Origin of the sequence: Microbacterium sp. PF5 (assembly GCF_004794315.1) — a bacterium.
GTDB lineage: Bacteria > Actinomycetota > Actinomycetes > Actinomycetales > Microbacteriaceae > Microbacterium > Microbacterium sufflavum.
In genome coordinates, this window is sequence record NZ_SSDQ01000173.1 from 84,992 (window position 1) to 109,313 (window position 24,322).

The following is a 24,322-nucleotide window of genomic DNA, read 5'->3' on the forward strand; positions in this document are numbered from 1 at the left end:
CACCAGATGTTCACCGGATGCTGGACCGGGGGTCACCGGCCAGCTTCCCGTCGGTTGCCGTTCACCCGCGCCGTGCACGCTGGGCGTCGTGCCGACCGATCTGTTCGCCGACGCCCTCGCGAGCCCGTGGAGCCTCGTGGTCATGAGCCTGCTCGTACTGGGTGACGCGTTCGTCGTCGTGATCCCCGGCGAGATCGCGGTGACGGCACTCGGCGCACTGGCCGTCGCGACGGGCAGTCCTCCGCTCTGGGCCGTGGTTCTGTGCGCCGCCGCGGCCGCCGCCGTCGGTGACGCCTGCTGCTACCTGATCGGACGGCTCGTCGGGACCCGGCGATGGCGGTGGATGCGCGCGCCGCGCGTGCGGCAGGCGCTGGACGGCGCGAGACGGCGCCTCGACCGCGGCGCGGCCACGGTGCTGTTCACGGCGCGCTTCGTGCCCTTCGCGCGGCTCGCGGTGAACCTCGTCGCCGGAGCCTCGCATGTGCGACCCCTGCGCTACTTCCCCCTGGTGGTCGTCGCGGCGACCGGGTGGGCGGTGTACCAGGCCGCGGTCGGCGCCCTGATCGCCGCGGTGCTCCCCGGCGGGCCGCTGGTCGCGGTGCCGGTGTCGATCGTCGTGGCCGTGGCGCTCGGACTCGCTGTGGACCGGGTCGCCGCGCGACGCCGCGGCCGACTCCCCGCGCGCGACGACGGTGCCCTAGGCTCGGGGGCATGAGCACCGAAGAAGGCGCCTCCTCCTCGGAGGACATGAAGCGCAAGTTCAAGGAAGCGCTCGAGAAGAAGAACGCGCACCACCGGCAGGGCGAGGCCCACCTCGACGGCGACTCCGCCGTCCACGCCGCCAACGCCCCGCAGACGCGACGCGAGTTCCGACGCAAGAGCGGTTGACCGCGGTGATGCGGGAGCCGGTGATCACCGGCTCCCGCATCCCTGTCCCGCCCGTGTCATCCGCCGAGGGCCCGGTTGCGCGCGCGCTCCTCCTTCGCGGACATCTCGGTGACGGCGGCCTCGTGCAGTCCCTGGACGTCGGTGGCCTGCGGGTGCGGCGCCGCGTGGGCGTCCACCCCGTCGAGTCGTGATTCGTCGAACGGCAGCTCGCCGCTCAGGACCCGGCGTACGCGGTCGCGGTCGATCTGCCTGGTCCAGGTGCCGATCAGCAGCGTGGCGACCGCGTTGCCGGTGAAGTTCGTCAGCGCCCGCCCCTCGGACATGAACCGGTCGATGCCGACGATGACGCCGACGCCGTCGACGAGGTCGGGCCGGTACGCCTGCAGCCCGCCGGCCAGCGTCGCCAGGCCCGCTCCCGTGACGCCCGCCGCCCCCTTGCTCGCGATGATCATGAACACCAGCAGGCCGATCTGCTCCCCGATCGACATGGGCTGGCCCATCCCGGTCGCGATGAACAGCGACGCCATCGTGAGGTAGATCGCGGTGCCGTCGAGGTTGAACGAGTAGCCGGTGGGCACGGTGATGCCGACGACGGGCTTGGAGACCCCGATGTGCTCCATCTTCGCGATCAGGCGCGGCAGCGCGGACTCCGACGACGACGTGCCGACGATCAGCAGGTACTCCCTGGCCAGGTACTTCATGAGCGACAGGATGTTGACCCTGGTGACCGCCCACAGGAGCGTCCCCAGCACCACGAGGATGAAGACGATGCAGGTGATGTAGAACGCCACCATCAGGATCCCGAGGCTCCAGATCGCGGCCACCCCCGTCTTGCCCACGACGGCCGCGATCGCCCCGAAGGCGCCGATGGGGGCCAGCCACAGGATCATGCCGAGGATCCGGAACACGAGCTTCTGCAGCTGCTTGACCGCCTCCATGATCGGGGCTCCGCGCTCACCCAGCCCCTGCAGCGCGAACCCGGTGAGCAGGGCGATGAAGAGGACCTGCAGCACGCTCTCGCCCGTGAAGGCGGAGAAGAACGTCGCGGGGATGATCCCGAGCAGGAACTCCTGCGTCGTCGTGGCCTCCGTGGTCTCCGTCTGATAGCTGGCGTTCGCCATGTCGAGCCCGGAGCCGGGGTGGATGATGTTCCCCACGATCAGGCCGATCGCGAGCGCGAAGGTTGACATGACCATGAAGTAGAGCAGCGCGAGACCGCCGATCTTCCCGACCGTCGCCGCCTTCGCGATCGAACCGACACCGACCACGATCGTGCAGAAGATGATCGGCGCGATCATCATCTTGATCAGCGCGACGAATCCCGTGCCCAGCGGCTCGAACCCGCGCCCGACCTCCGGCCAGACCAGCCCGACGACCGCGCCGAGCACCACCGCGATGATCACCGAGACGTACAGCCAGGTGTGGCGGTCCCAGGCCTGCTTGCCTCGCCGCCAGTGGAACCGGGGAAGGGAGAATCCCGTCGTGAGCGCCATGCGTCCTCCTCGTGTCGACGTCGTCGTCCGAGCCGGTGGCCTCTGTGCCCTCGACCCCTTCCACGGTCTCCGCGCTCGCACGACGACGCCATTTGTGGTCGTATTGGTCCCTGCCGGACCCGTCGACGATCGGAGGAACGGGATGGCGCACGCCTCCCCCGGCCGCAGCGCGGCGTCGCGGGTGTTCGCGGCGCTCGTGGTGACCGCCGTGGTCGTCGGCGCGCTCGTCGCGCTGTTCCTCGTGGTGGAGGCGCAGCGTGCCGTCCGCTCCGAGGCCGAACGGCTCACCGCCGCCACAGCCGCCGCCCTCGCCTCCGCACCGGACGTGGTCGCACTGCTCACCCGCGGCGATACGGCGAGCGCGAGCGCGTCGCTCGAACCGTACGCGTTGGAGGTCATCGACAGGGCGGGGTTGGACTTCGTCACGATCATGACGCCGGAGGGTCTGCGCCTCACCCATCCCGATCCGACTCAGATCGGCGCGCCGTACCTCGGGACGGTCCCGTCGACCCCGCGCGTGCTCACCGAGGAGTTCCGCGGCACGCTCGGTCCGTCCGTGCGGACGATCGTCCCTGTTGTCGATGATGACGGCACCCTGGTGGGCTGGGTCGCCACGGGGGTGACGACCGAGACCATCTCCGAGACCCTGGTGCGGCGGTTGCCGCTGTCGCTCGCCATCACGGCGGGACTGGTGCTGCTCGGGGTGGGCGGTGCCCTGCTCGCCCGTCGGGTGACGCGGCGGTTCGCGGGCGACCTGCCGCCCGGGGAGCTGCGCGACGCGGTCTCCTCCTATGAGTCGGTGCGCACCCTCGGCGAAGCGCTGCGGGCGCAGACGCACGAGCACGGCAACCGCATGCACGCGGCGGTGGCGCTGCTCGAACTCGACCGCCGCGACGAGGCGATCGAGATCCTCACGCAGACGTCCAGGCAGAGCCAGTCCCTCGTGGACCAGGTCACGGCGCGGCAGCACGGCGACCCCGCGGTGGGCGCACTGCTGCTGGGCAAGGCCGCACAGGCGCGCGAGCGCGGCATCGACTGGCGGATGGACATCGCCCCGGACACCCCGCGCACCCCGCTGGCGCCCGTCGACGCGGTGGCCGTGCTCGGGAATCTGGTCGACAACGCGATGGATGCCGCGGCGGAATCCGCAGACCGCTGGGTGCGGGTGTCGCTGCGGCGCGGCGATCGCGGCGGCATCGTGCTGGAGGTGGCGGACAGCGGCCCGGGGATCCCGGTCGATCAGCGGGAGCGGATCTTCGCCCAGGGGTACACGACGAAGCCCGCGGGGCCGCACGGGCGCGGCATCGGGCTGGCCCTCGTCCGCTCCGTCGTGAGGGAGGCCGGCGGGGACGTGACCGTGGCAGGCCCGCCGACGGTGTTCCGGGTGACCCTCCCGTCGGCATCGCCACGCGGGAGCAGGTCGTGATCCGCGTCCTCCTGGTCGACGACGACCCGCTGACCCTCGAGCTGCATCGCACCTACCTCGCGCGGCTGGACGGCTTCGCGGTGGCCGGTGAGTGCACGGGAGCGCGCGCGGCTCTCACGGCCGTGCGCGAGCGACCCGGTGCTGGCGCGTTCGATCTGATGCTGCTCGACGTGACGATGCCGGACGGATCCGGACTGGAGGTGCTGCGCGCGCTCCGCGCGAGCGGTGCGGCGCTGGACGTGATCGCGATCACCGGCGTGCGCGACGCGGAGACGGTGCGGCAGATGGCGGCACTCGGCGTCTTCCACTACCTCGTGAAGCCGTTCGCGTTTGCGGTGTTCCGGGAGCGGCTGGAGCAGTACCGGGCGTATCGTGCCCAGGCGCACGGGACGACGGGCCCGGCGACGCAGGCGGAGATCGACGCGCTGCTGAGTCGGTCGACCGGAGCCATCGTCCTGCCGAAGGGCCTGTCGGCGACCTCGCTGGAGCGCGTGACGGCGGAGCTGCGCGCCCGCGGACCGCTCTCCGCGCGCGAGGCCGCCGAGCGCCTCGGACTGTCACGCGTGGCCGTGCGCCGCTACCTCGAGCACCTGGTCGTCGACGGCGTGGCGGTGCGCGGTGCCCGCTACGGGACGCGCGGTCGACCCGAGACCGAGTACACCTGGCGGCGGGGACCGGCTGGGCGGTGACGCGCGCCCCGTCCCCGTGTCTCCACGGGGACGGGGCGCGGACGTCGGCGCGGGGTCACTCGCCGGCGAGACCGCCGAGCATGTGTCCGAACGATCGACCCTCACCGAGATAGGTCGCCGGGTCGTACGGGTCGACGACCGTGGCGGCTTCGCGGCGGGCGACCGCCTCGGCCAGCTCCCTGGCACCCTTCTCGACGCGCTTGGCGAGCGGGGCCACGTCGTCGCCCGCGCCGCCCCAGTCGCTGGACGCCGCGAACACGCCGGTCGACACGGCCTCCGCATGCAGGTAGGCGAATAGCGGGCGGATCGCGTAGTCGATTGCGAGCGAGTGCCGCGGGGTGCCCGCGTTGGCGCCGATCAGCACGGGCTTCCCGGTCAGCGCGTCCGGGTCGAGCACGTCGATGAACGACTTGAACAGGCCGGAGTAGCTGGTCGAGAAGATGGGCGTCACGGCGATCAGCGCGTCCGCCGAGACGACCGTGTTGATCGCGGTCTCCAGGGCGGGCGGCGCGAAGCCCGTCAGCAGGTTGTTGGTGATGTCGTGCGCGTAGTCACGCAGCTCGATCACGTCGACCGTGGCCTGGATGTCGCGCTCGGCGAGCGCCTTGACGGTCTCGGCGGCGAGCCGGTCGGCCAGCATCCGCGTGGACGAGGGGTTCGACAGGCCGGCCGAGACGACGGCGATGCGACGCGTGGTCATGTCAGGCCTCCTTCCGGCCGAGTCCGAACGCGGCACCCGCGGGTGCCGGGGTGTCCTGGTAGGGCGAGTCGCCCGTGAGGTTGTCGCCCCGGTTGGCGCCGGGTCGCGCCTGACGCGTGGGGCCGTCGCCGAACTCGGCCTTCACGCGCGCCGCGTGCGTCGGGGCGTCGGGCACGCCGGCCGGACGGTCCTTCGCGAGCTCCTTGCGCAGCACCGGCACGACCTCGGAGCCGAGGATGTCGAGCTGCTCGAGCACCGTCTTCAGCGGAAGGCCGGCGTGGTCGATCAGGAAGAGCTGGCGCTGGTAGTCACCGAAGTGCTCACGCATGCCCGCGTACCGGTCGATGACCTGCTGCGGCGAACCGACCGTCAGCGGCGTCATCTCGGTGAAGTCCTCCATGCTCGGGCCGTGGCCGTACACGGGGGCGTTGTCGAAGTAGGGCCGGAACTGGTTCACGGCGTCCTGCGACTTCGCGGCCATGAACACCTGCCCGCCGAGCCCGACGATGGCCTGCTCGCGCGTGCCGTGGCCGTAGTGCTCGAAGCGCTGGCGGTACAGCTCGATCAGGCGCTGGTAGTGCTCCTTCGGCCAGAAGATGTTGTTCGCGAAGAACCCGTCGCCGTAGTAGGCGGCCTGCTCCGCGATCTCCGGGGTGCGGATCGATCCGTGCCAGACGAACGGCGGGATGCCGTCGAGCGGGCGCGGGGTCGACGTGAAGCCCTGCAGCGGGGTGCGGAACTTGCCCTCCCAGTCGACGACGTCCTCGCGCCACAGCTTGTGCAGCAGGGCGTAGTTCTCGATCGCGAGCGGGAGGCCCTGACGGATGTCCTGTCCGAACCACGGGTACACCGGGCCGGTGTTGCCGCGCCCGAGCATCAGGTCCATGCGGCCGTCGGACACGTGCTGCAGCATCGCGTACTCCTCGGCGATGCGCACGGGGTCGTTCGTGGTGATGAGCGTGGTCGACGTCGAGACGATCAGCCGCTCGGTCTGCGCGGCCAGCGCCGCCAGGAACGTGGTGGGGCTGGAGGACCAGAACGGCGGGTTGTGGTGCTCGCCGATCGCGAAGACGTCGAGGCCCACCTCCTCGGCGTGGGTGGCGATGGCCAGCGTGGCCTTGATGCGCTCCTGCTCGCTGGGGGTGACGCCCGTGGTGGGGTCGCGGGTGATGTCGCTGACCGACATGATGCCGAACTGCATCGCCTGCGCGCCTGACTGCTCGCTCATGATTGCTCCGTGTTCTCCGAACCCGATGATCGTGCCACCCGGTTCTATTCATTTGAATGTAATCGTGTCAACGCGTGCACGGCAACTTTATTCCCGCGCCTGTAGCCTCGGAGGATGAGCACCACCGGGGCCGACATCACGGGGCCCGCCACCGGGTCCGTCCCGCGGAAGCGCCGGCGCGTGCCCTTCTGGGACAACGCTCGCTACGCGTGCATCGTCCTCGTCGTGCTCGGCCATGCGATCCAGCGGCTCATCTACGACTCCGACATCGCGTTCGCGTTCTACCTCGCGCTGTACGCGTTCCACATGCCGGCGTTCGCGATCATCTCCGGCTACTTCTCCAAGTCGGGCTCGCCCACCAAGACGCAGATGGCCAGGGTGATCACCGACATCGTCCTGCCCTACGTGATCTTCGAGACGCTGTGGACCCTCACCAAGTGGCTCGTCGAAGGTCAGGCCACCCCGAACTTCACCAAACCGAGCTGGACACTGTGGTTCCTCCTGGCGCTGGCGATCTTCCGCCTCGTCCTCCCCTACCTCGCACTGCTGCGCTGGCCGCTGCTGTGGACCGTCGTGATCTCGATCGGCGCCGGCTACCTCTCCAACGTCGACAGCACCTTCTCACTGTCCCGCACGCTGGGCCTCCTCCCCTTCTTCACGCTCGGCTGGTGGCTGCGCGAGCACGACATCGTCAACCGGCTGCGCCTGCTGGACTTCCGCCCCTGGTGGATCCGCGCGGCGGCGATCGGCGTCTTCGCGGCGACCGGGTGGGCCGCCTGGAACTGGCTTCCGCTGTGGCAGGCCGCCGACCTGCGCGAATGGCTGTTCTACGAGGCCTCCTACTCCGACCTGGTCGGCACGCAGTGGTGGGCCGGCGCGATCCGGGTCGCCCTCATGCTGCTCGCCGTCGTCCTGTGCGCGGCGTTCTTCGCGCTGATCCCCCGCGGCTCGTACTGGTGGACGACCTTCGGCCAGTACACGATGTACGTCTACCTGCTGCACTCGTTCGTGCTCTATCCCTTCCGGGAGAGCGGTGTGCTGCGCGACCTCGAGCCGACCTGGTTCTGGCTGCCGCTCGTGACCGCGCTCTCGGTGGTCCTCGCGCTGCTGCTGGCTACCAAGCCCGTGCGACGGCTGTTCCGCCCGCTCGTGGAGCCGCGCCCGCGCTGGCTGTTCTCCGATCCCGAGCTCGCCGCGCGCGAGGGTCGCAGGAACGACCCGACCGGCTCGCGTCGTCCCCGATGAGCGGCGCCCCCGGAGCCGACGCCCTCTCCGTGAAGGACAGCCTGGTCGCGATCATCGAGGACACGGGCTTCCGCGCACACGGCCTCCACGTGCGCGCGGGCGACGGGACCGCCGAGCACCGCTGGGCACCGGACGTGCGAGAGGACATCCAGTCGGTCGCGAAGGGCGTGTGCGTGCTCGCCGTGGCTCTCGCCGCCGACGACGGCGTGGTCTCGCTCGACGAGCCCGTGGCGCACCTCCTCCCCGATCACGAGCTCGGGCCGGGCGTCGACCGGGTGACGCTGCGCCACCTCCTGTCGATGTCGAGCGGGATCGACCTGCCCTGGTCGCCCACGCTTCTGACCGACTGGCCCGACCTCGCCGCGGAGTTCCTTCGGCGACCCTCCCGCGGGCGCGTCTTCCAGTACTCCAATGCCAGCACCTACACCGCCATGACAGCCCTCGCCGCGCGCGTCGGCGACGTGGGCGACTACCTCGACGACCGCCTGCTCGAGCCGCTCGGCATCCACGGCGCGCGGTGGACCCGCTGCCCTCACGGCCGCATCGAGGCGGGCGGCGGTCTCGCGCTGCGCACCGAGGAGATGGCGCGCATCGGGCGGCTGATCCGCGACCGCGGCGCGTGGGAGGGGCGTCGGCTCGTGTCGCCGGAGCACATCGATGCGATGCACCGCGACGGCGTCGTCGCCGGCGTGAACCCGGGCTACGACCGCTACGCCCTCGCCGGGTGGGGCGGACCGGGACGGGCCTGGCGGCTGCACGGCGCCTACGGGCAGCTGATGATCTTCCTCGATGACGCTGTGGTGACGATCAGCGCCGACGACCACGCGGGAGCCGACGCGCTGGCCTCGTCCGTCGTCGAGGTGCTGGAGGCCGCGCGGCTCGGGTCCTAGGGCCAGTCAGGCGAAGAGCTCGGCGCCCACGTAGGAGCCGGGCTTCGCGCCGGCCGGCACCGCCCAGATCCCCGACCCGACGTGGCGGATGTACTCGTTCATGCGGTCGGTCGCCAGCCGGCGCTGCAGCGTGATGAACTGCGCGGGGTCGCGCTGATACGACAGGAAGAAGAGCCCGGCGTCGAGCCGTCCGAGCGTGTTGTTGCCGTCCACGTAGTTGTAGCCGCGGCGGAGGATGCGCACGCCGTCGTTCTGCGTCGGGTGCGCGAGCCGCACGTGGCTGTGGGCGTCGATCGCGCCGCCGTGGAAGTCGGGCTCGGTGAACTCGTCGCCGCCGGAGAGCGGGGCGCCCTCGCCCTTGTCGCGGCCGATGATGGTGGCCTGTTCCGAGAGTCGCACCCGGTCCCACGTCTCGATCAGCATCGCGATGCGCCGGGCGACCAGGTACGAGCCGCCTGCGAGCCAGCCCGGATCGTCCGCGGCGGAGACCCACACGTGCTCGTCGAGCGCGGCGGTGTCGTCGGCGAGGATGTTTGCGGTGCCGTCCTTGAAGCCGAACAGGTTGCGCGGCGTGGCCTGCGCCGCCGTGGTGCGGGACGTCTTGCCGAACCCGAGCTGCGACCACCGCAGTCGCGCACGCCCGAACGCGATCCGGCTGAGGTTCCTGATCGCATGCACCGCCACCTGCGGGTCGTCGGCGCACGCCTGCACACAGAGGTCGCCGTGGGACATCTCGGGGTCGAGGTCGTCGCCGAGGAAGGCGGGCAGCCGCTCCAGCCCTGCGGGACGCTGCGCCGCGATGCCGTAGCGGTCGCCGGCTTCGTTCTCGAACAGGCTCGGACCGAACCCGATCGTGATGGTCAGCCCGGCGGACGGCAGACCGAGCGCTTCACCCGTGTCGTCGGGCGGGGCTTCCGGGCTGCCGCCGACGGCACCGCTCGCGCTGACCTCGAGTCCCTGCGTGAGGCGCGAGGCCGCGTAGCTCCAGTCCTGGAGCAGCGAGATCAGGTCGTCGCGGTCGGTGCGCGGCATCATGTCGAAGCTCGCGAAGTGCAGGTGGTCCTGCACGGGCGTGGTGATGCCGGCCTGGTGCACGCCGAAGAAGTCGTAGCTGTTCTGCGCGTCTTCGGCGGCGCGGGCGCGTCCGAGCGCGACGCCGCCGGTCAGTCCCGCCCCCAGGCCGACCGCGAGACCTGCGACCCCGCCGCCGACCGCGAGACCGAGCAGTCCGCGCCTGCTCAGCCCCGCGGGAGCGTCGACGCGTGCGGCCTCCGCCCGGTCCTCCGGTTCGCGGATCGGTTCGCTCTCGGTCATGTCCGGCGCCTCTGCGGTCCCGTCAGTCGAGCACCGTCGCGGTCAGCTGCGACAGCGGCTCGGCCAGGGCGTTGATCAGGTCGGTCAGCTCGCGCTTGTCGTCCGCCGTAAGGGTGGCGTACCCGACGAACCCGTCCGCGAGGGAGCCGTGCGTGGCGAGCGACGACTCGAGCGCGGCGTACCCCGACTCGATCTCGTCGACCAGCGCGGCGCCGTCGTCGCCCTGCGCCGTGGCGAAGTCCTGCACCAGGGAGAACGCCATCTTGGAGCCTTCGACGTTCGCCGCGAAGTCGAACAGGTCGGTGCCGGACCACCAGTCCTCCTCGCCGGAGATCTTGCCGGTCGCGACCTCGTCGAGCAGCGCGATCGCGCCATTGGAGACACCCGCGATGCCCTGGTCTTCCAGGGTCGTTGTGAAGTCGTCGGAGTGCACGTAGTCGTACAGCTCCTGCACGTCGGCGAGCAGCAGGTCGCCGTAGTCGGCGCGTTCCTCGGGCGTGGACGGGGCCCAGCCCTGCCACGCGGGCGTCTCCCCGTCGGCGTTGAGGGCGTCCTGCGCCGGCACCCACAGGTCCTTCTCGATGCGGTGGAAGCCGGTCCAGTCGAGCCCGTCGGCCACGGCGTCGACCTCGCGGAAGTCGATGCGCGGATCGAGGTCGCCCAGCGCCTCGGCCACGGGCTCGATGCGCTCGTAGAAGGCGCGGGTCTGCGGGAAGAGCGTGCGGGCGGTCGCGTCGTCGCCGGACTGGTACGCGGCCACGAGCTCTTCCACCGCCGGCACGAGCTGACCGACCTGATCCTTCACGAACGCCGCGTACAGGTCGACCGCCTTCGTCTTCTGCTCGGCGTCCGGCCCGTCGACGGCCACCGGGTCGCCCGTGACGGTGAAGGCGGCCTTGCCCACGCCGTCGCCCACCATGCCCGGCTTGCACAGCGTGAAGTAGTCACCGGGCTGCACCACGACCGTGAGCGTACGCGACGCCGCCGGCGCGATGTTCTCGACCTCGCCGACGATGCGCAGGCCGTCGTCCGCGAGCAGGTAGAACTCCGACACCTGGTCGGTGTCATTCGAGACGTCGAACGTGAGGGTGCCGCTCTCCGCGGTGGCGGCCGAGACCGCGCAGTCGGAGTCGGTGGACGACACGTCGAAGGCGGCCGTGGCCGCGGTGTCCTCCTTCGCGACGCAGCCGCTCAGGACGAGGACGGCTGCGCCGGTCACGGCCAGCACCCCCAGGGACCGGGACGAGATGGTCATGCTGCTCCTTGCTGTGAGAGAGGGGTCGCCTCGGTGCGAGGGCGCGGCGTCGGTGCCGCGGAGCGACGCCGCGGGCGGAGGCCACGCACGTAGAACGTGCCGACGATGGCGAGGTAGAGGACCCAGGCGGTCACCTGGAGCCAGGTCATGGCCGGCATGAAGCCGATGGTGGCCTGCAGCACGGCGGCGAGGGGTCCACCGGGCGCGATCGCCGACGACACGTCGAAGGCCCAGCCGAACGGGAAGCCGGCCGCCCCCACGGCGACCGCGCCGGTGGCCGCGTCGATCGGCGCGGCGGCCGTGAACGGACCGGGCAGCGCCCCCGCCTCCTGCAGATCCATGACGGCGTATGCGAGCACGCCGGCGGCGACGATCACGAGGAACCCGCCGGTCCAGGCGAAGAACCGGCGCAGGTCGAGGCGCAGCGCGCCCCGCGAGATCAGCCAGCCGAGGGCCACCGCGGCGAGCAGACCGAGCAGCGCGCCCAGCAGCGCGGAGGGCGCGTCGCCGAACGACTGCACCATCGACCACAGCAGCAGGGTGGTCTCGATACCCTCCCTGGCGACGGAGACGAAGCCGATCGCGACGAGCGCCCAGAGTCCGCCCGCGGTGAGCGCGCGGTCGACGCCGCCCTCGAGGGTCGCCTTCATCGTGCGTCCGGCCCGCTGCATCCAGAAGATCATCCAGGTGACCATCGCGACCGCGAGCAGGGACAGCCCGCCGCCGATCAGCTCCTGGGCGGTGAACGTGAGCTCGTACGCGCCGAAGGTGAGGACCGCGCCGATGGCCAGAGCGAGCCCGACCGCGAGACCGACGCCCGCCCAGAGCTTCGGGAGCGCATCACGCCGGTCGAGACGCCGCAGGTAGGCGACGAGGATGCCGACGACGAGTGCGGCTTCGAGCCCCTCGCGGAGGCCGATGAGGAAGGTGGCGAGCACGGACGGTGTCCCTCTGATGAAGACTGAGGTAAGGCATCCCTTACCAACGAGACTCTAGCACCGCGACACCCGTTCCCCCGACCGGATGACATCCGCCGGTGCCGGGACACCCGCCCGAGTAACGCGACGCAACACTCGCCCGCGGCCCGAGAACCTCGACATACCCTCGGTCCATGGCTGAACTCTCGCTCCCGATCCTTGACCTCTCCCAGCTCGACCAGGGCCCCGAGGCCGCGGCGCGGTTCCGCGACGAGCTGCGTGCCGCGACCCACGACGTCGGCTTCTTCTACCTCACCGGCACCGGCGTCTCTCCCGAGCTGGAGGCGCGCCTGCACCGCGCCGCACTCGACTTCTTCGCCCTCCCCGAAGAGGACAAGCTCGCGATCGAGAACGTCAACAGCCCCCACTTCCGCGGCTACACCCGGGTCGGCGGCGAGCGGACCCAGGGCAAGGTCGACTGGCGCGAGCAGATCGACATCGGCCCGGAGCGCGAGCCCGTGAGCGACGGCCCCGCCTTCAACCGCCTGATCGGCCCGAACCTGTGGCCAGCGGCCCAGCCCGAGCTCCAGGCCGTGGTCGCGGAGTGGCACGACTCCCTGACAGAGATCGCACGCAAACTCCTGCGCGCCTGGGCTGTCACTCTCGGCGCGGACGAGACCTACTTCGACGAGACGTTCCGCGATCCGTCGACCCTGATCAAGATCGTGCGATACCCGGGCACGGACGAGCCGGAACCACAGCAGGGCGTCGGAGCGCACAAGGACTCCGGTGTGCTGACGCTGTTGTGGGTCGAGCCCGGAAAGGGGGGCCTCCAGGTCGAGCGTGACGGCGAGTGGGTCTCGGCTCCCCCGGTGTCCAGCGCATTCGTCGTCAACATCGGAGAGTTGCTGGAGTATGCCACCGGCGGCTACCTCAAGGCAACGAACCACCGCGTGATCTCACCGCGGGCACCCGAGGAGCGCATCTCGATCCCGTTCTTCTTCAACCCCGCACTCGATCAGCAGCTCCCGCTGCTCGAGCTCCCCGCCGACCTCGCCGCTCAGGCGACCGGGGTCACCGATGACCCGGGAAATCGGATCCACGCGACCTACGGCGAGAACGCGCTTAAGTCCCGGCTTCGTGCGCACCCCGATGTCGCGGCGATCCATCACCCCGACCTCGTGACCGTCTGACGGGCGTCACAGTTCCTGCCCGGCACCGAGGGCCACGATCTCACGCAGTGCCTGAAGGTGCGCGGCGAAGGCATCGCGCCCTGCCTTCGTCGAACGCACCCAGGTGCGCGAGCGCCCCCCGACCGCGCCCTTGCGCGCGACCACGTACCCGGCGGCCTGCAGGTGCGCGATCGCCTTGCTCAGGGGCGAGTCGCCGCACTGCAGCATCTCCCGCAGGGCCGCGAAGTCGAGTTCCATCCCGTCGCCCAGTCCGGCCATGAGGGAGAACCGGATGGGCGAGGCAAAGTTGTCGTCCAGCCGCGTGCGCGGGTGTGGGACAGACGCGGGCTCACGCACGTTCGCCGTGCCCCGCGACGAAGGAGACCGCCACGAAGGACGCGAGCACGCCGGCGCCCGCGCACACGCCGACGAGTCCTGCGTTGCCGAGCGATCCGGATCCCAGGACGATGCCGACGGGCATGCAGGCGGCGATGAAGAAGACAGTGATGTGCGGCCAGCGCCAGGACGCGCCGACTGCGGGTAGACCGAAGTCTGAGGCGGAGGCGGCGATCCACCCCACGAGGCACAGCATCACGAGCAGGGTGATGATGCTCCTCAGCACGTCGTCCGGCGATCCTGCGAGCATCGTCAGCACGGCGAACGCGACGCCTATGAGGACGGTGCCCCATCGAAGCCGGTGCGGCAACGAACGGGGAGCCGGACGGGGACGACCCAGGTCGCCCGCAGCCCGTATGAGCCGCGCGACGCCATGCCCTCCGACTCCGACGAGCACCGTGACTGCCGGGATGAGCACCACCCCGACAGGAAGTCGCGTATCGAGAGCAGCGAAGCCGAACACCACGAGCGCACCGATGATGATCGCTGCGCCGCCGACCAGCAGCGGCCACCGCGAACGCGTCATCCGCCACTGCATGCCCGTGCGCTGCGCCATCCCCGTGGACAGCTGTCCCCAGACCAGAAGGGTGAACAGCACGATCTGCGACGCCAGCACGTCGTCTCGCCGGAGAACAAGCGCGAAGGCGACGAAATACGCAGCCATGACCACGGCGTTGCCGATCTGCAGCCGGGCGAGAGCACGTCGGTCGACTGCATGTTCGCGGCGGTCCACCACCGCCTCCGCCGCCTCGAGGTACCGCCGGGCCGTCTCCGAGTCCGGGGGCACCAGAGCGTCCTGACCTGCGATCGGTTTCTGCTCCATGGCGACCTCCCCGCTTTCCACTTGGAAAGCTCCATGACTTTCCTATCGGAAAGTTGCACGGGTGGCAACCAGAGCTACAACGCATCTGCACATGACGAAGGCCGCCCCACACCGTGGGGCGGCCTTCTCAAGAATGTTCTGCGCGATTGAACGCTGGGTTCGCTCTGCCTTATCGGCGGAGTCCGAGACGCTCGATCAGCGAACGGTAACGCTCGATGTCGATGTCCTGGAGGTAGCCGAGCAGACGACGGCGCTGACCCACGAGCAGGAACAGACCACGACGCGAGTGGTGGTCGTGCTTGTGCTCCTTGAGGTGCTCGGTGAGGTCCTTGATGCGCTGCGTCAGCATTGCGACCTGCACCTCGGGGGATCCGGTGTCACCGGGGTGCGTCGCGTACTCTTCGATGATCGCCTTCTTGACGTCTGCTTCCAGTGCCATAGATTCGATCCCCTCTCTGCTTGTTGCGCGGCGCCCGACGCCTGATGCGTGAGCTCTCTTTATCCGCGGCCGATCGAACGGCAACCTGACGAGTCTACCAGCCCGGGCGAGCCCCGAGCGACACGGCCGACCAGCGCTCCCGCGCACTCCACTACGCTCGAGGAGTGCGGGAGAGGTGCGTGGCGTGAACGCGGGACGAGGACATCTGATCGACCTGACGCCGCTGCGGATCAGCCCCGCTTTCGCACGCATGTGGATCGGCTCGACGCTCGCGGGCATCGGCGGCCAGCTCACGATCGTCACGGTGATGCTGCACGTGTTCGCTCTCACGGGGAGCACGTTCGCGGTGTCGATGATCGCGGTGGCCGGGCTCCTGCCGATGGTCCTGGCCGGCCTGTACGGCGGCATGCTCGCCGACGCCTTCGATCGCCGTCGCGTCGCCCTCATCGCCGCCACCGTGACGTTCGCCTCCACCGCTCTCCTCGCGGCGCTCACGTGGACCGGTGCCGAGACGATCTGGTGGCTGTACGCGCTGAGCATGATCAACTCGGCCGCCAACTCGGTCGGCATGGCCACGCGCACCGCGATCGTCCCCCGCCTCATCCCCCGCGAACAGCTCGCCGCGGCGTCCGCGCTCAACGGTGTCGCCTTCGGGCTGACGGTCATGGCCGGTCCCGCCCTGGCCGGCCTGCTGGTCGCCCTCACGGGCTACGGCTGGACGTACTCGATCGACGTCGTGCTGATGCTGTCGATGTTCCTCGGCCTGTGGACGCTGCCCTCGGTGCGTCCGGAAGGCGAGATCGTCCGCCCCGGTCTCGCCTCGCTCGTCGACGGCTGGCGCTTCCTCCGCCGCGCGAGCAACATCCGGATGCAGTACGTCGTCGACATCATCGCGATGACGTTCGGCCAGCCCCTCGTCCTCTTCCCCGCGCTGGGCACGCTGCTGCTGGGCGGCGGCGCGGTCACCACCGGCATCCTCACCGCAGCCGTGGCGGCGGGCACCTTCGCCTCGAGCCTGTTCTCGGGCCGGGTCGTGCAGTACCGCTGGCACGGTCGCGGGATCGCACGCGCGGTCGAAGCCTATGGTGCATCGATCCTGCTGTTCGGTGTGGTGCTGCTCGTGGGCGCCTTCTCCTCCCCCGCCGACGAGGACACACCCCACGTCGGACTGATCATCGCCGCCTGCGTGGCCCTCGCGCTGTCCGGCGCCTCCGACAACGTCAGCTCGATCTACCGCAACACGATGATGCAGGCGGCCGTGCCCGACACGATGCGCGGACGCCTGCAGGGGCTGTTCATCGTGGTGGTCGCCGGCGGCCCGCGCATCGGCGCCCTCTACGCCGGCACGCTCGCCACGCTCACGACGCTGTGGTTCCCTCCCCTGCTCGGCGGGATCCTGGTGATCGCGCTGGTCGCGCTGATCGCCGGGCGCAACCGCCGCTTCCGCTCCTATGACGCAGAGAACCCCGAGCCCTGACGGACCCGGGGTTCCTGAAGCCGTGCGGCGATCAGTCCTGCTGCAGCGCTCCCTGCAGGTCGAGGTTGATCGTGACGTCCTTGCCCACGAGCACGCCGCCGGTCTCGAGCGCCGCGTTCCAGGTGAGGCCGAAGTCCTCGCGGTTGATGACCGTCTTCGCCGAGGCGCCCGCCTTGTAGTTGCCCCACGGGTCGCTGCCGAAGCCGCCGAAGTCGAGCTCGAACGTGACCGGCTTCGTGATGCCGCGGATCGTGAGGTCGCCGTCGACCAGCAGGTCGCCGCCCTCGACGCGCGCACCGGTCGACACGAACTCCATCGTGGGGTAGTTCTCGGTGTCGAAGAAGTCCGCCGAGCGGAGGTGCTGGTCGCGGCCCTCGTCCTTCGTGTCCACCGACGTCACGTCGACGCTCGCCTCGACCTTGGCCTCGAGCGGGTTCTCCGGAGCCACGAGCGTCGCGCTCTTCACGCCGAACGTGCCGCGCACCTTCGAGATCATCATGTGACGGACGCTGAAGGTGACCTCGCTGTGCGCGGGGTCGAGGACCCAGGTGCCGGGGCGGTAGCCGGGGATGTCGATGCTGGTCATGGGTTTCTCCTCGGAGACATCGGCCGCGCGGAGGCGGCGTACGGACAGGGCCGCGATCGCGGCGTCCTCCAGCCCAACCTACATTCACGCGAATGTATTCCCGTGCATGCACACGCATTCCGGAAAGACGGAGCGCCCCTCCTGGCGAGAGGAGAGGCGCTCGAGATGTCGCGTCGGGGTCAGCCCACGGCGACGAGGTCGATGATGAAGATCAGCGTCTTGCCGGACAGGAAGTGTCCGCCGCCGACCGGACCGTAGGCCAGGTGCGGCGGGATGATCAGCTCGCGGCGTCCGCCGACCTTCATGCCGGGAATGCCGTCCTGCCAGCCCTGGATCAGGCCGCGCAGCGGGAACTGGATGGTCTCGCCACGGCCCCACGAGGAGTCGAACTCCTCGCCGGACTCGAACTCCACACCGGCGTAGTGGACGGTCACCGTGTCACCGGGCTTGGCCTCGGCACCATCACCCTCGATGATGTCGCGGATGACCAGCTCTGCGGGGGCAGGAGCGGTCGGGGCGTCGAACTCGGGCTTCGTGCGATCAGTCATGGCTCCATCCAAGCGGACCCCCGCGCGCCCGGTCAACGCGACGGGACCTGCTCACAGCGAACACCTCGACCGGGCGGGTGGCCTCGCGCCCTGCCCCTTGACACGTCCGAGGGGCCGGGTGCACCCTGGTGGCAGATCAACTCAGCGCCCGGGAGACATGCAGGCATCGCCGCAGCACCGGGCGCTGAGTCTTGCTCAGGGCGGATCAGTAGGCCAGCAGCGCGGCCCTCGTCGCGCGCGTGCGGATCAGCAGCGCCCTCTCGTCCTCGACCGCCAGCGGGTCGCGGCCGGTGATCGCCCGCTGCCGCACCGCCGCCAGCGCCGTCGCGTCCTTGATGAACTCGCGCATGAGCGGACGACGGTCGCCGCGCAGCTGCGCCGCCCACGTCAATCCCGCCTTGCGACCGGACGGCGTCGCGAGCATCGTGACCTCCTCCGGCGTGAACCATCCTGCGGCGGCGTACTCGGCGAGCCGGGCTCGCGTGAGCCGCGCCTCCTCCCGCCGCAGCGCGATGATGCCCAGGATGAAGCCGATGAACAGCGGGACCTGCAGCGTGAAGTAGAGGCCGAAGAAGTCCGCGAAGGTCGCCGAGCCGTTCCACAGCGCGTGCAGGAAGACCGCGCCCAACCACCCGAGCAGTCCCGCGCCGAGGGCCGCCCCGGCGGAGGCGTGCCGGCGCGCGACGAGGCCGATCGCGAACCCCGTCAGCGACGTGAACATGGCGTGCGCGAAGGGCGACAGCAGCGCGCGCACCACGAACGTGGCGCCGAGCTGCTCGCCGCCACCCTCGATCAGGCTGACCGCGAAGTACTGGATGTTCTCGGTGAACGCGAACCCGGCCCCCACCAGCGCGCCGTACACCACGCCGTCGACCGGGCCGTCGAACGAACGGCGGGCGAGCAGGAAGACCAGGAACACCCCGACGCCCTTCCAGAACTCCTCCACGATCGGCGCCTGTACGACCGCGGCCACCGCCTCCGGCACCGGGCCGAGCAGGATCGTCATCCCGACGTCGACCAGGAGCGTGAGGCCGACCGCCGCGACCGCGCCCCACGCGATCGCGAAGATCACGAGACGCTTCGGCTCCGGCTCCCATCGGTCGATCATCCGCACCCCGAGGAACACGATCGCCAAAGGGATCAGCGCGAGAACGAGCCCCACGGCCGACGCCGTCGGCCCCAGCGCCCAGCCGAAGTAGCCGATCAGCGCCAGGAGCAGGAACCCGAGGAAGGCGAACAGCCACAGCGAGACCGTCCTGCCCTTCTTCGTGGTCACCGGCAGGGCGGGCAGCGACTCCGCCGGCGACGGCGCGACCGGCGCCGGCGGGGTGTACGGCGTCGGCTGCGCCAGTGCGGACGCATAGCCGGGCTGCTGCCCGTAGGTCGCCGGCAGATAGGGCGACTGCGCATACTGCGCCGCGGAGTACGCCGACGGGGTGGGCTGCTGGGCGGGCGGCGGCGTGTATCGCCCGGGCTGCTGGGGGTCGGCCGGTCCTCCGAAAGTCATAGCCAAAGCTTATGGGGCACAAGCAATACCGCCCGGGTCTGGTCGAGTCCTCCATCCGCCCCGCCGCGGCCACCCGGTAGCGTAGAACCATGCGGTTCGCTCATCTGCGCCGTCCCGACTCCCCCCGCGCGGTCCTCGCCGTGGTGGACGACACGGACGCCATCCTCGTCTCCGATCTCCTGTCCGACGCTCCTGCCACACTGCAGCAGCTGATCGAGCGGGGTGACGTCGCCCTCGACGAGCTGCGCACCGCCCTGGCCGACGGCACCGCTCCGCGTCACCCGCTGGGCGACTGGAGCTTCGACTCCGCCGTGCTCGCCCCGCCCGCCGTGCTCGCGGTCGGCCTCAACTACGCCGCGCACTCCAGCGAGCTCGGACTCAAGACCGACGCGGCGCCCACGGTGTTCACGCTGTGGCCCAACTCCCTCACCGGGCACGATCACGTCACCTCCTGGCCGCGCAGCCTCAGCGAAGCCGTCGACTACGAGGCGGAGCTCGGCGTGCTGATCGGCACCCCCGCGAAAGACGTGAGCGAAGCCGACGCGCTGTCGCACGTGTGGGGATACACCGTGGTGAACGACATCACCGCGCGGAACATCCAGTTCTCCGAGGCGCAGTGGTCGCGCTGCAAGTCGTTCGACGGCTTCACGCCCACCGGTCCCTTCGCGGTCACGGCCGACGAGGTGCCCGATCCGCAGGACCTCCACATCTGGACGGTCGTCGACGGGCACACGGTGCAGGACGCGAGCACCGACCAGATGGTGCGCTCGGTCGCGAAGCTGATCGCGCATCTGTCGCAGTCGCTCACGCTGCTGCCCGGGACGCTCATCTCCACCGGCAGCCCCGGCGGTGCGGGCTACTCGCGCGACCCGCAGATCTTCCTCCGCGACCACTCGACGGTCACGGTCGGCATCGACGGGATCGGCGAGCTCACCACGCACTGCCGCATCCTCGGCTGACACCGGACACGCGGAAGGGGACGGGAGCCGCGGCTCCCGTCCCCTTCTGCGTGTTCGGCGTGCAGCGGGTCAGATCTGGATGAGGTCGTCGGGCGTGACGATCGGGATGGCCGCCGTCACGGCCTCGAGGCCCGACAGGCGCGCGGGCGAGAGCTGCTTGGTCACCTCGTCGCGCGACATGAGGCCCGCCTCGACCACCAGATCGGCGACGTTGCGGTTGGTGAGCAGTGCGGTCTTCGCGAGCGCGGCCGCGGCGGCGTAGCCGATGAAGGGGGTGAGCGCCGTGATCACGCCGACCGACGCGCCCACCATCGCCCCGAGGCGGTCGCGGTTGGCGGTGATGCCCTCGACACAGTTCACCCGCAGGGTCCACATGGCCTGACGCATCCAGGTGATGGACTGGAAGATCGAGTGCGCGATGACCGGCTCGAACGCGTTGAGCTGCAGCTGTCCGCCCTCGACCGCCATGGTCACCGTGGTGTCCGCGCCGACGACGGCGAACGCGACCTGGTTCACGACCTCGGGGATCACCGGGTTCACCTTGCCCGGCATGATGCTCGAGCCGGCCTGGCGGGCGGGGAGGTTGATCTCGCCGAGGCCCGCCTGCGGACCCGACGAGAGCAGGCGCAGGTCGTTGCAGATCTTCGAGAGCTTGATGGCGTTGCGCTTGAGCGACGACGAGAACGACATGAAGGCGCCGGTGTCGCTCGTGGACTCCACGAGGTCGGTCGCCGTCTCCAGGTCGAGCCCGGTGATCTCGCGCAGGTGCTTGAGCACGGCCGGCGCGTAGTCGACGTGCGTGGTGATGCCGGTACCGATCGCCGTGGCGCCCATGTTGATCTCGAACATGAGCGAGGCGTTCTCGGTGAGACGGCTGTGGTCCTCCCCCAGCGTCGTGGCGAAGCCGTGGAACTCCTGGCCGAGCGTCATCGGCACCGCGTCCTGCAGCTGGGTGCGCCCGACCTTGAGGATGTCGTGGAACTCGCTCGCCTTGCCCAGGAACGCGATGCGCAGGGCGTCGAGCTCGTCGAGCAGCGACCGCAGCGTGAGCGACAGCCCGATCTTGACCGCCGTCGGGTACACGTCGTTGGTGGACTGGCTGCGGTTGGTGTGGTCGATCGGCGAGAGGAACGCGTAGTCGCCCTTCTCGCGTCCGGCCATCTCGAGCGCGATGTTGGTGATGACCTCGTTCGCGTTCATGTTGGTCGAGGTGCCGGCACCGCCCTGGATGACGCCGACCGTGAACTGCTCGTGGAACTCGCCGTCGATCACCCGCTGCGCCGCGCGGTCGATCAGGTCGGCACGCTCGGCATCGAGCACGCCGATCTCCTTGTTCGCCCGCGCACTGGCCTGCTTGACCATCGCCAGAGCGATCACCAGGTCGGGGTACACGGAGATCGGCCGCTTGGAGATCGGGAAGTTCGCGTCGGCGCGGGCCGTGTGGATCCCCCAGTAGGCGTCGACGGGGATCTCCATGCTCCCCAGCGAATCGGTCTCGGTACGTGTAAGTGCAGGCGCGGCAGAAGCCATGTCACATCCTCGTGGGTCGTGGCGAATGGAAAAGTGGGGGATGCGACCAGTCTACGCCGGTCGGCGCGGCGGTTTCCGGGAGAACGCGTCGAGCCGCTGCTCCGGCGTGAGGGCGGCCATCCGCTCCAGCCACTCGGAGGAGAAGAAGTCGCCCGTGGGAGCGTCGACCACCGGGACGACGGTGTGGGTGATCGTGTCGGGATACACATGCACGAGCTGGAACGACTGCGCCGCGTCCATGCCGTTCACGTCGGGTGCCGGCCGGGCGACGTTCATCGTGTAGCAGGTCGCCGAGGCCACGCTCACCGGGACGCCGGCGAACACCCCGTGCGAGGAGTAGTGCAGGTGTCCCGCGAGGATCCCGCGCACGTCGGTGCCGCGGATCACCTCCGCGAGCTCGTCCTGGTGGCGCAGCTCGAGGATGTCGAACAGCGGCAGGTGGCTCGGCAGCGGCGGGTGGTGCATCGCCAGCAGCGTGCCGTGCGGCGCCGGCTCCGCGAGCAGTCCGGCCAGCCACTCGAGCTGACCGGGGTCGAGGTCTCCGTGGTGCCATCCGGGGACACTCGTGTCGAGCGCGATGAGCCGCAGTCCGTCCAGCTCCCACACGCCCGTCACCGGCTCCTCCGTCGGCTCCCGGTCGAGAAGCTCACGGCGCAGCGCGGGGCGTTCGTCGTGGTTGCCCGCGACCCACACGATCGGTGTGCCCCGGTCCGCGGCGACCGGCTCGAGCGCGGCTCGCAGTCGCCGGTACGCGTCGGGCTCACCGAGGTCTGCGAGGTCGCCCGTGACCACGATGGCTGCGGGCGCCGGATGCACGGCGCGGATCGCCGCGAGGGTGCGGTCGAACGAGGCCTGCACGTCGTAGCTCCCGCCGAGCAGTGCCCCTCCCGCGAGGAAGTGCGGGTCGCTCACGTGGATCAGGACGTGGGAGGCCGGGTCGTGCCTGCCGAAGACGTACGGGGTTCCGGGTGCCGCGGACATGACCTCAGCCTAGGGTCACGCCCCGACGCCAGGTCCGGACGCGCCAGGGCCGCGGTGTCTCAGTGTCCGAGGACGAGGAGGAGGATGCCGCCGATGACCGCCGCACCGCACAGCACGAAGCACACGTAGGCACCCACGAGCGCGAGAGTCTTCTGTCCCTCGGTGAGCGGGCTCTTCTTCGCCGCCTTGGCCGCCTGCTTTGCCGCGCGCTTGAGTTCCTTCTCGGAGATCACGGTGATCGCGTCGGTGAACTCGGCGGGGCTCACGACGGGGGCCCGGCCGCTGCGGACCAGGAGCCGCAGTCCCAGCGCGTAGAAGGTGACGATGGCCGCGGCGCCGATGAGGGCGGCGGCGAACACCTGGAAGAACGCGAGCCAGTCGATCGTGACGCTCATGCCGAGTCCCCGTTCCGCGTGATCGTGGCCTCGTCGGCGGCCGACTCCGGTGCCGGGGCCGGGGCGACGGGTGCAGCGCCGGTCTTCGCCGCCTTGGCACCGGCCTTGGCCTCCGCCTTCTTCTTGGCCTTGTTCTTCGCCTCGGCCTTCGCGCGGTCCTTGGCCTCGGCACGCGCCTTGGCCTCGGCCTTCGCGCGCTCGATGCGCTGCTGACGGCGCGTGGGCGGGGGCGTGTCCGGCAGCTCGATCGCGAGACCCGACTCCGCCACATCGCTCATCGCGTTCGCGTGCGTGACCGCGTTGCGCCGCGACCGCAGGAACAGGCCCAGGATGATCGCGAGCGCAAGGACCGCATCGATCGCGACGCCCCATGGGCCGAGCCACACGACCAGCAGGGCCGCGAGGGCGCCGACACCGCCGGCGGCCGGCAGCGTCAGCAGCCAGCCGACGCCGATGCGTCCGGCCGTCCGCCACCGCACGGTCGAGCCGCGGCGACCCAGCCCCGAGCCGATGACCGAGCCGGACGCCACCTGGGTCGTGGAGAGCGCGAAGCCCAGCGCGCTGGACGCGAGGATCGTGGCCGCGGTCGAGCTCTCGGCGGAGAAGCCCTGCGCCGGCTTGACATCGGTCAGCCCCTTGCCGAGCGTGCGGATGATGCGCCACCCGCCGAGGTACGTGCCGAGCGCGATCGTGAAGGCGCACGCGACGATCACCCACAGCTCGGGCTCGTGGTGGGCTCCCGACTGCCAGCCGATCGTGATCATGGCCAGGGTGATGACACCCATGGTCTTCTGCGCGTCGTTCGTGCCGTGCGCCAGCGCGACCAGCGAGGACGTGAAGATCTGACCCCAGCGGAAGCCGTCGCGTCCGTCCGGCTTGCCGTCGTAGCGGCGCGTGACCGAGTACGCGATCTTGGTGGCTGCGAACGCGATGATGCCCGCCGTGATGGGGGCGATCAGCGCGGGGAGCACGATCTTCGACAGCACTGCGCCGAAGTCGATGCCGCCGAGGCCCGCGCCGACGAGCGTGGCGCCGATGAGGCCGCCGAACAGCGCGTGCGAGGAGCTCGACGGCAGGCCGAGCAGCCAGGTGAGCATGTTCCACGTGATCGCACCGATGAGGCCGGCGAAGATGAGCGACAGGAACAGTTGCGCCCCCGCCTCGAGGATCGCATCCTCGCGGATGATGCCGCCCGAGATGGTCTTCGACACCTCCGTGGACAGGAAGGCACCGACGAGGTTGAGCACGGCGGCCAGCAGCACCGCGGTCTTGGGCTTCAGGGCACCGGTCGCGATGGGGGTGGCCATCGCGTTGGCGGTGTCGTGAAAGCCGTTCGTGAAGTCGAAGAAGAGTGCCAGCGCGATGACGAGCACAACAATGAGGGCTGCGGTTTCCACCGTTCGCTTTCGGTCTTGAGGAAAGGGAATGTCGACGGGATCGACGTGACGAACGAAGAGTTCACCG

Annotated in this window: 25 protein-coding genes; 9 read left to right on the forward strand and 16 right to left on the reverse strand. The window is 70.3% G+C overall.

The window, feature by feature from the left end:
• The first annotated feature begins 88 nt into the window (after positions 1 to 88).
• Both DW297_RS18145 and DW297_RS19050 read left to right on the forward strand, forming a co-directional pair.
• Complete coding sequence (locus tag DW297_RS18145) at positions 89 to 715, forward strand: DedA family protein (RefSeq protein ID WP_240744684.1); 627 nt, start codon at positions 89 to 91, stop codon at positions 713 to 715.
• A complete protein-coding gene (locus DW297_RS19050; RefSeq protein ID WP_168387276.1) occupies positions 712 to 888 on the forward strand; it encodes a DUF5302 domain-containing protein in 177 nt (58 codons plus the stop codon). Before DW297_RS18145 ends, DW297_RS19050 begins: the two co-directional genes overlap by 4 nt.
• 56 nt (positions 889 to 944) lie before the next feature.
• Here DW297_RS19050 and DW297_RS18150 read toward each other — a convergent pair whose 3' ends face one another.
• Positions 945 to 2,381, reverse strand: coding sequence for a cation:dicarboxylate symporter family transporter (locus DW297_RS18150; protein WP_136035048.1), 1,437 nt, complete (start codon positions 2,379 to 2,381; stop codon positions 945 to 947).
• A gap of 142 nt (positions 2,382 to 2,523) precedes the next feature.
• On the opposite strand from DW297_RS18150, the gene DW297_RS18155 reads away from it, so the two are divergent.
• Complete coding sequence (locus tag DW297_RS18155) at positions 2,524 to 3,807, forward strand: sensor histidine kinase (protein ID WP_136035050.1); 1,284 nt, start codon at positions 2,524 to 2,526, stop codon at positions 3,805 to 3,807.
• Entirely contained in the window at positions 3,804 to 4,496 is a 693-nt protein-coding gene (locus DW297_RS18160) for a response regulator (protein ID WP_136035052.1), read from the forward strand. Before DW297_RS18155 ends, DW297_RS18160 begins: the two co-directional genes overlap by 4 nt.
• A 55-nt stretch (positions 4,497 to 4,551) precedes the next feature.
• Here the strand turns inward: DW297_RS18160 and DW297_RS18165 are convergent, their stop codons facing one another.
• Complete coding sequence (locus DW297_RS18165) at positions 4,552 to 5,196, reverse strand: FMN reductase (protein ID WP_136035054.1); 645 nt, start codon at positions 5,194 to 5,196, stop codon at positions 4,552 to 4,554.
• Between the two features lies 1 nt (position 5,197).
• Complete coding sequence (locus DW297_RS18170; protein ID WP_136035057.1) at positions 5,198 to 6,424, reverse strand: LLM class flavin-dependent oxidoreductase; 1,227 nt, start codon at positions 6,422 to 6,424, stop codon at positions 5,198 to 5,200.
• Between the two features lie 114 nt (positions 6,425 to 6,538).
• Between DW297_RS18170 and DW297_RS18175 the strand changes: the two genes are divergently transcribed.
• Both DW297_RS18175 and DW297_RS18180 read left to right on the forward strand, forming a co-directional pair.
• Positions 6,539 to 7,669: an acyltransferase family protein gene (locus tag DW297_RS18175; protein WP_136035058.1), complete on the forward strand. Its 1,131-nt coding sequence runs from the start codon at positions 6,539 to 6,541 to the stop codon at positions 7,667 to 7,669.
• Positions 7,666 to 8,559: a serine hydrolase domain-containing protein gene (locus DW297_RS18180; protein WP_136035060.1), complete on the forward strand. Its 894-nt coding sequence runs from the start codon at positions 7,666 to 7,668 to the stop codon at positions 8,557 to 8,559. Before DW297_RS18175 ends, DW297_RS18180 begins: the two co-directional genes overlap by 4 nt.
• Before the next feature lie 6 nt (positions 8,560 to 8,565).
• Here the strand turns inward: DW297_RS18180 and efeB are convergent, their stop codons facing one another.
• Genes efeB through efeU form a run of 3 tightly spaced genes read right to left on the reverse strand, consistent with a single transcriptional unit; the run spans position 8,566 to position 12,066 of the window.
• On the reverse strand, positions 8,566 to 9,873 hold the full coding sequence (efeB, locus tag DW297_RS18185) for an iron uptake transporter deferrochelatase/peroxidase subunit (RefSeq protein ID WP_136035062.1): 1,308 nt from the start codon (positions 9,871 to 9,873) through the stop codon (positions 8,566 to 8,568).
• 22 nt (positions 9,874 to 9,895) lie between these two features.
• The gene (efeO, locus tag DW297_RS18190) at positions 9,896 to 11,128 is read right to left on the reverse strand and encodes an iron uptake system protein EfeO (RefSeq protein WP_136035064.1); all 1,233 of its coding nucleotides are present in this window, start codon (positions 11,126 to 11,128) and stop codon (positions 9,896 to 9,898) included.
• Entirely contained in the window at positions 11,125 to 12,066 is a 942-nt protein-coding gene (gene efeU, locus DW297_RS18195; protein WP_136035066.1) for an iron uptake transporter permease EfeU, read from the reverse strand. The genes efeO and efeU overlap by 4 nt, the downstream gene beginning before the upstream one ends.
• 173 nt (positions 12,067 to 12,239) lie before the next feature.
• Between efeU and DW297_RS18200 the strand changes: the two genes are divergently transcribed.
• Positions 12,240 to 13,238 carry an isopenicillin N synthase family dioxygenase gene (locus DW297_RS18200; RefSeq protein ID WP_136035067.1) on the forward strand — a complete coding sequence of 333 codons (999 nt, stop codon included), beginning with the start codon at positions 12,240 to 12,242 and terminating at the stop codon, positions 13,236 to 13,238.
• 6 nt (positions 13,239 to 13,244) lie between these two features.
• Here DW297_RS18200 and DW297_RS18205 read toward each other — a convergent pair whose 3' ends face one another.
• The 3 genes from DW297_RS18205 to rpsO all read right to left on the reverse strand — a co-directional run bounded on the left by DW297_RS18205 (position 13,245) and on the right by rpsO (position 14,875).
• Complete coding sequence (locus tag DW297_RS18205; protein ID WP_136035069.1) at positions 13,245 to 13,574, reverse strand: transcriptional regulator; 330 nt, start codon at positions 13,572 to 13,574, stop codon at positions 13,245 to 13,247.
• Positions 13,567 to 14,436 carry a hypothetical protein gene (locus DW297_RS18210; RefSeq protein ID WP_136035071.1) on the reverse strand — a complete coding sequence of 290 codons (870 nt, stop codon included), beginning with the start codon at positions 14,434 to 14,436 and terminating at the stop codon, positions 13,567 to 13,569. The genes DW297_RS18205 and DW297_RS18210 overlap by 8 nt, the downstream gene beginning before the upstream one ends.
• Before the next feature lie 169 nt (positions 14,437 to 14,605).
• Positions 14,606 to 14,875, reverse strand: a complete 270-nt coding sequence (gene rpsO / locus DW297_RS18215) for a 30S ribosomal protein S15 (protein ID WP_055993247.1) — start codon at positions 14,873 to 14,875, stop codon at positions 14,606 to 14,608.
• A 184-nt stretch (positions 14,876 to 15,059) separates the two neighbouring features.
• Here rpsO and DW297_RS18220 point away from each other — a divergent pair, with 184 nt between their 5' ends.
• The gene (locus DW297_RS18220) at positions 15,060 to 16,352 is read left to right on the forward strand and encodes an MFS transporter (protein ID WP_136035073.1); all 1,293 of its coding nucleotides are present in this window, start codon (positions 15,060 to 15,062) and stop codon (positions 16,350 to 16,352) included.
• A gap of 31 nt (positions 16,353 to 16,383) precedes the next feature.
• On the opposite strand, the gene DW297_RS18225 is transcribed toward DW297_RS18220, so the two are convergent.
• From DW297_RS18225 to DW297_RS18235, 3 genes are all read right to left on the reverse strand, one after another.
• Entirely contained in the window at positions 16,384 to 16,938 is a 555-nt protein-coding gene (locus tag DW297_RS18225) for a YceI family protein (protein ID WP_136035076.1), read from the reverse strand.
• A gap of 179 nt (positions 16,939 to 17,117) precedes the next feature.
• Positions 17,118 to 17,486: an FKBP-type peptidyl-prolyl cis-trans isomerase gene (locus tag DW297_RS18230; RefSeq protein WP_136035078.1), complete on the reverse strand. Its 369-nt coding sequence runs from the start codon at positions 17,484 to 17,486 to the stop codon at positions 17,118 to 17,120.
• Positions 17,487 to 17,691: 205 nt separating this feature from the next.
• Entirely contained in the window at positions 17,692 to 18,993 is a 1,302-nt protein-coding gene (locus DW297_RS18235) for a PrsW family intramembrane metalloprotease (protein WP_240744686.1), read from the reverse strand.
• An 89-nt stretch (positions 18,994 to 19,082) separates the two neighbouring features.
• On the opposite strand from DW297_RS18235, the gene DW297_RS18240 reads away from it, so the two are divergent.
• The gene (locus tag DW297_RS18240; RefSeq protein WP_136035080.1) at positions 19,083 to 19,952 is read left to right on the forward strand and encodes a fumarylacetoacetate hydrolase family protein; all 870 of its coding nucleotides are present in this window, start codon (positions 19,083 to 19,085) and stop codon (positions 19,950 to 19,952) included.
• 69 nt (positions 19,953 to 20,021) lie between these two features.
• Here the strand turns inward: DW297_RS18240 and DW297_RS18245 are convergent, their stop codons facing one another.
• From DW297_RS18245 to DW297_RS18260, 4 genes are read right to left on the reverse strand one after another with little or no spacing between them, the layout of a single operon-like run.
• A complete protein-coding gene (locus tag DW297_RS18245; protein ID WP_136035081.1) occupies positions 20,022 to 21,482 on the reverse strand; it encodes an aspartate ammonia-lyase in 1,461 nt (486 codons plus the stop codon).
• A gap of 51 nt (positions 21,483 to 21,533) precedes the next feature.
• Positions 21,534 to 22,463 carry a phosphodiesterase gene (locus DW297_RS18250; RefSeq protein WP_136035084.1) on the reverse strand — a complete coding sequence of 310 codons (930 nt, stop codon included), beginning with the start codon at positions 22,461 to 22,463 and terminating at the stop codon, positions 21,534 to 21,536.
• Between the two features lie 59 nt (positions 22,464 to 22,522).
• Positions 22,523 to 22,858: a peptidase gene (locus tag DW297_RS18255; protein ID WP_136035086.1), complete on the reverse strand. Its 336-nt coding sequence runs from the start codon at positions 22,856 to 22,858 to the stop codon at positions 22,523 to 22,525.
• Positions 22,855 to 24,255 carry an inorganic phosphate transporter gene (locus DW297_RS18260; protein ID WP_136035088.1) on the reverse strand — a complete coding sequence of 467 codons (1,401 nt, stop codon included), beginning with the start codon at positions 24,253 to 24,255 and terminating at the stop codon, positions 22,855 to 22,857. Before DW297_RS18260 ends, DW297_RS18255 begins: the two co-directional genes overlap by 4 nt.
• Between the last annotated feature and the right edge of the window lie 67 nt (positions 24,256 to 24,322).

Bases quoted from the DNA above. Each gene is read 5' to 3' on its own strand.
- DW297_RS19050 (WP_168387276.1), top strand. From the start codon at position 712: ATGAGCACCGAAGAAGGCGCCTCCTCCTCGGAGGACATGAAGCGCAAG.
- DW297_RS18150 (WP_136035048.1), bottom strand. From the start codon at position 2,381: ATGGCGCTCACGACGGGATTCTCCCTTCCCCGGTTCCACTGGCGGCGA.
- DW297_RS18155 (WP_136035050.1), top strand. From the start codon at position 2,524: ATGGCGCACGCCTCCCCCGGCCGCAGCGCGGCGTCGCGGGTGTTCGCG.
- DW297_RS18165 (WP_136035054.1), bottom strand. From the start codon at position 5,196: ATGACCACGCGTCGCATCGCCGTCGTCTCGGCCGGCCTGTCGAACCCC.
- DW297_RS18170 (WP_136035057.1), bottom strand. From the start codon at position 6,424: ATGAGCGAGCAGTCAGGCGCGCAGGCGATGCAGTTCGGCATCATGTCG.
- DW297_RS18175 (WP_136035058.1), top strand. From the start codon at position 6,539: ATGAGCACCACCGGGGCCGACATCACGGGGCCCGCCACCGGGTCCGTC.
- DW297_RS18180 (WP_136035060.1), top strand. From the start codon at position 7,666: ATGAGCGGCGCCCCCGGAGCCGACGCCCTCTCCGTGAAGGACAGCCTG.
- efeB (WP_136035062.1), bottom strand. From the start codon at position 9,873: ATGACCGAGAGCGAACCGATCCGCGAACCGGAGGACCGGGCGGAGGCC.
- efeO (WP_136035064.1), bottom strand. From the start codon at position 11,128: ATGACCATCTCGTCCCGGTCCCTGGGGGTGCTGGCCGTGACCGGCGCA.
- DW297_RS18200 (WP_136035067.1), top strand. From the start codon at position 12,240: ATGGCTGAACTCTCGCTCCCGATCCTTGACCTCTCCCAGCTCGACCAG.
- DW297_RS18210 (WP_136035071.1), bottom strand. From the start codon at position 14,436: ATGGAGCAGAAACCGATCGCAGGTCAGGACGCTCTGGTGCCCCCGGAC.
- rpsO (WP_055993247.1), bottom strand. From the start codon at position 14,875: ATGGCACTGGAAGCAGACGTCAAGAAGGCGATCATCGAAGAGTACGCG.
- DW297_RS18225 (WP_136035076.1), bottom strand. From the start codon at position 16,938: ATGACCAGCATCGACATCCCCGGCTACCGCCCCGGCACCTGGGTCCTC.
- DW297_RS18230 (WP_136035078.1), bottom strand. From the start codon at position 17,486: ATGACTGATCGCACGAAGCCCGAGTTCGACGCCCCGACCGCTCCTGCC.
- DW297_RS18235 (WP_240744686.1), bottom strand. From the start codon at position 18,993: ATGACTTTCGGAGGACCGGCCGACCCCCAGCAGCCCGGGCGATACACG.
- DW297_RS18240 (WP_136035080.1), top strand. From the start codon at position 19,083: ATGCGGTTCGCTCATCTGCGCCGTCCCGACTCCCCCCGCGCGGTCCTC.
- DW297_RS18245 (WP_136035081.1), bottom strand. From the start codon at position 21,482: ATGGCTTCTGCCGCGCCTGCACTTACACGTACCGAGACCGATTCGCTG.
- DW297_RS18250 (WP_136035084.1), bottom strand. From the start codon at position 22,463: ATGTCCGCGGCACCCGGAACCCCGTACGTCTTCGGCAGGCACGACCCG.
- DW297_RS18255 (WP_136035086.1), bottom strand. From the start codon at position 22,858: ATGAGCGTCACGATCGACTGGCTCGCGTTCTTCCAGGTGTTCGCCGCC.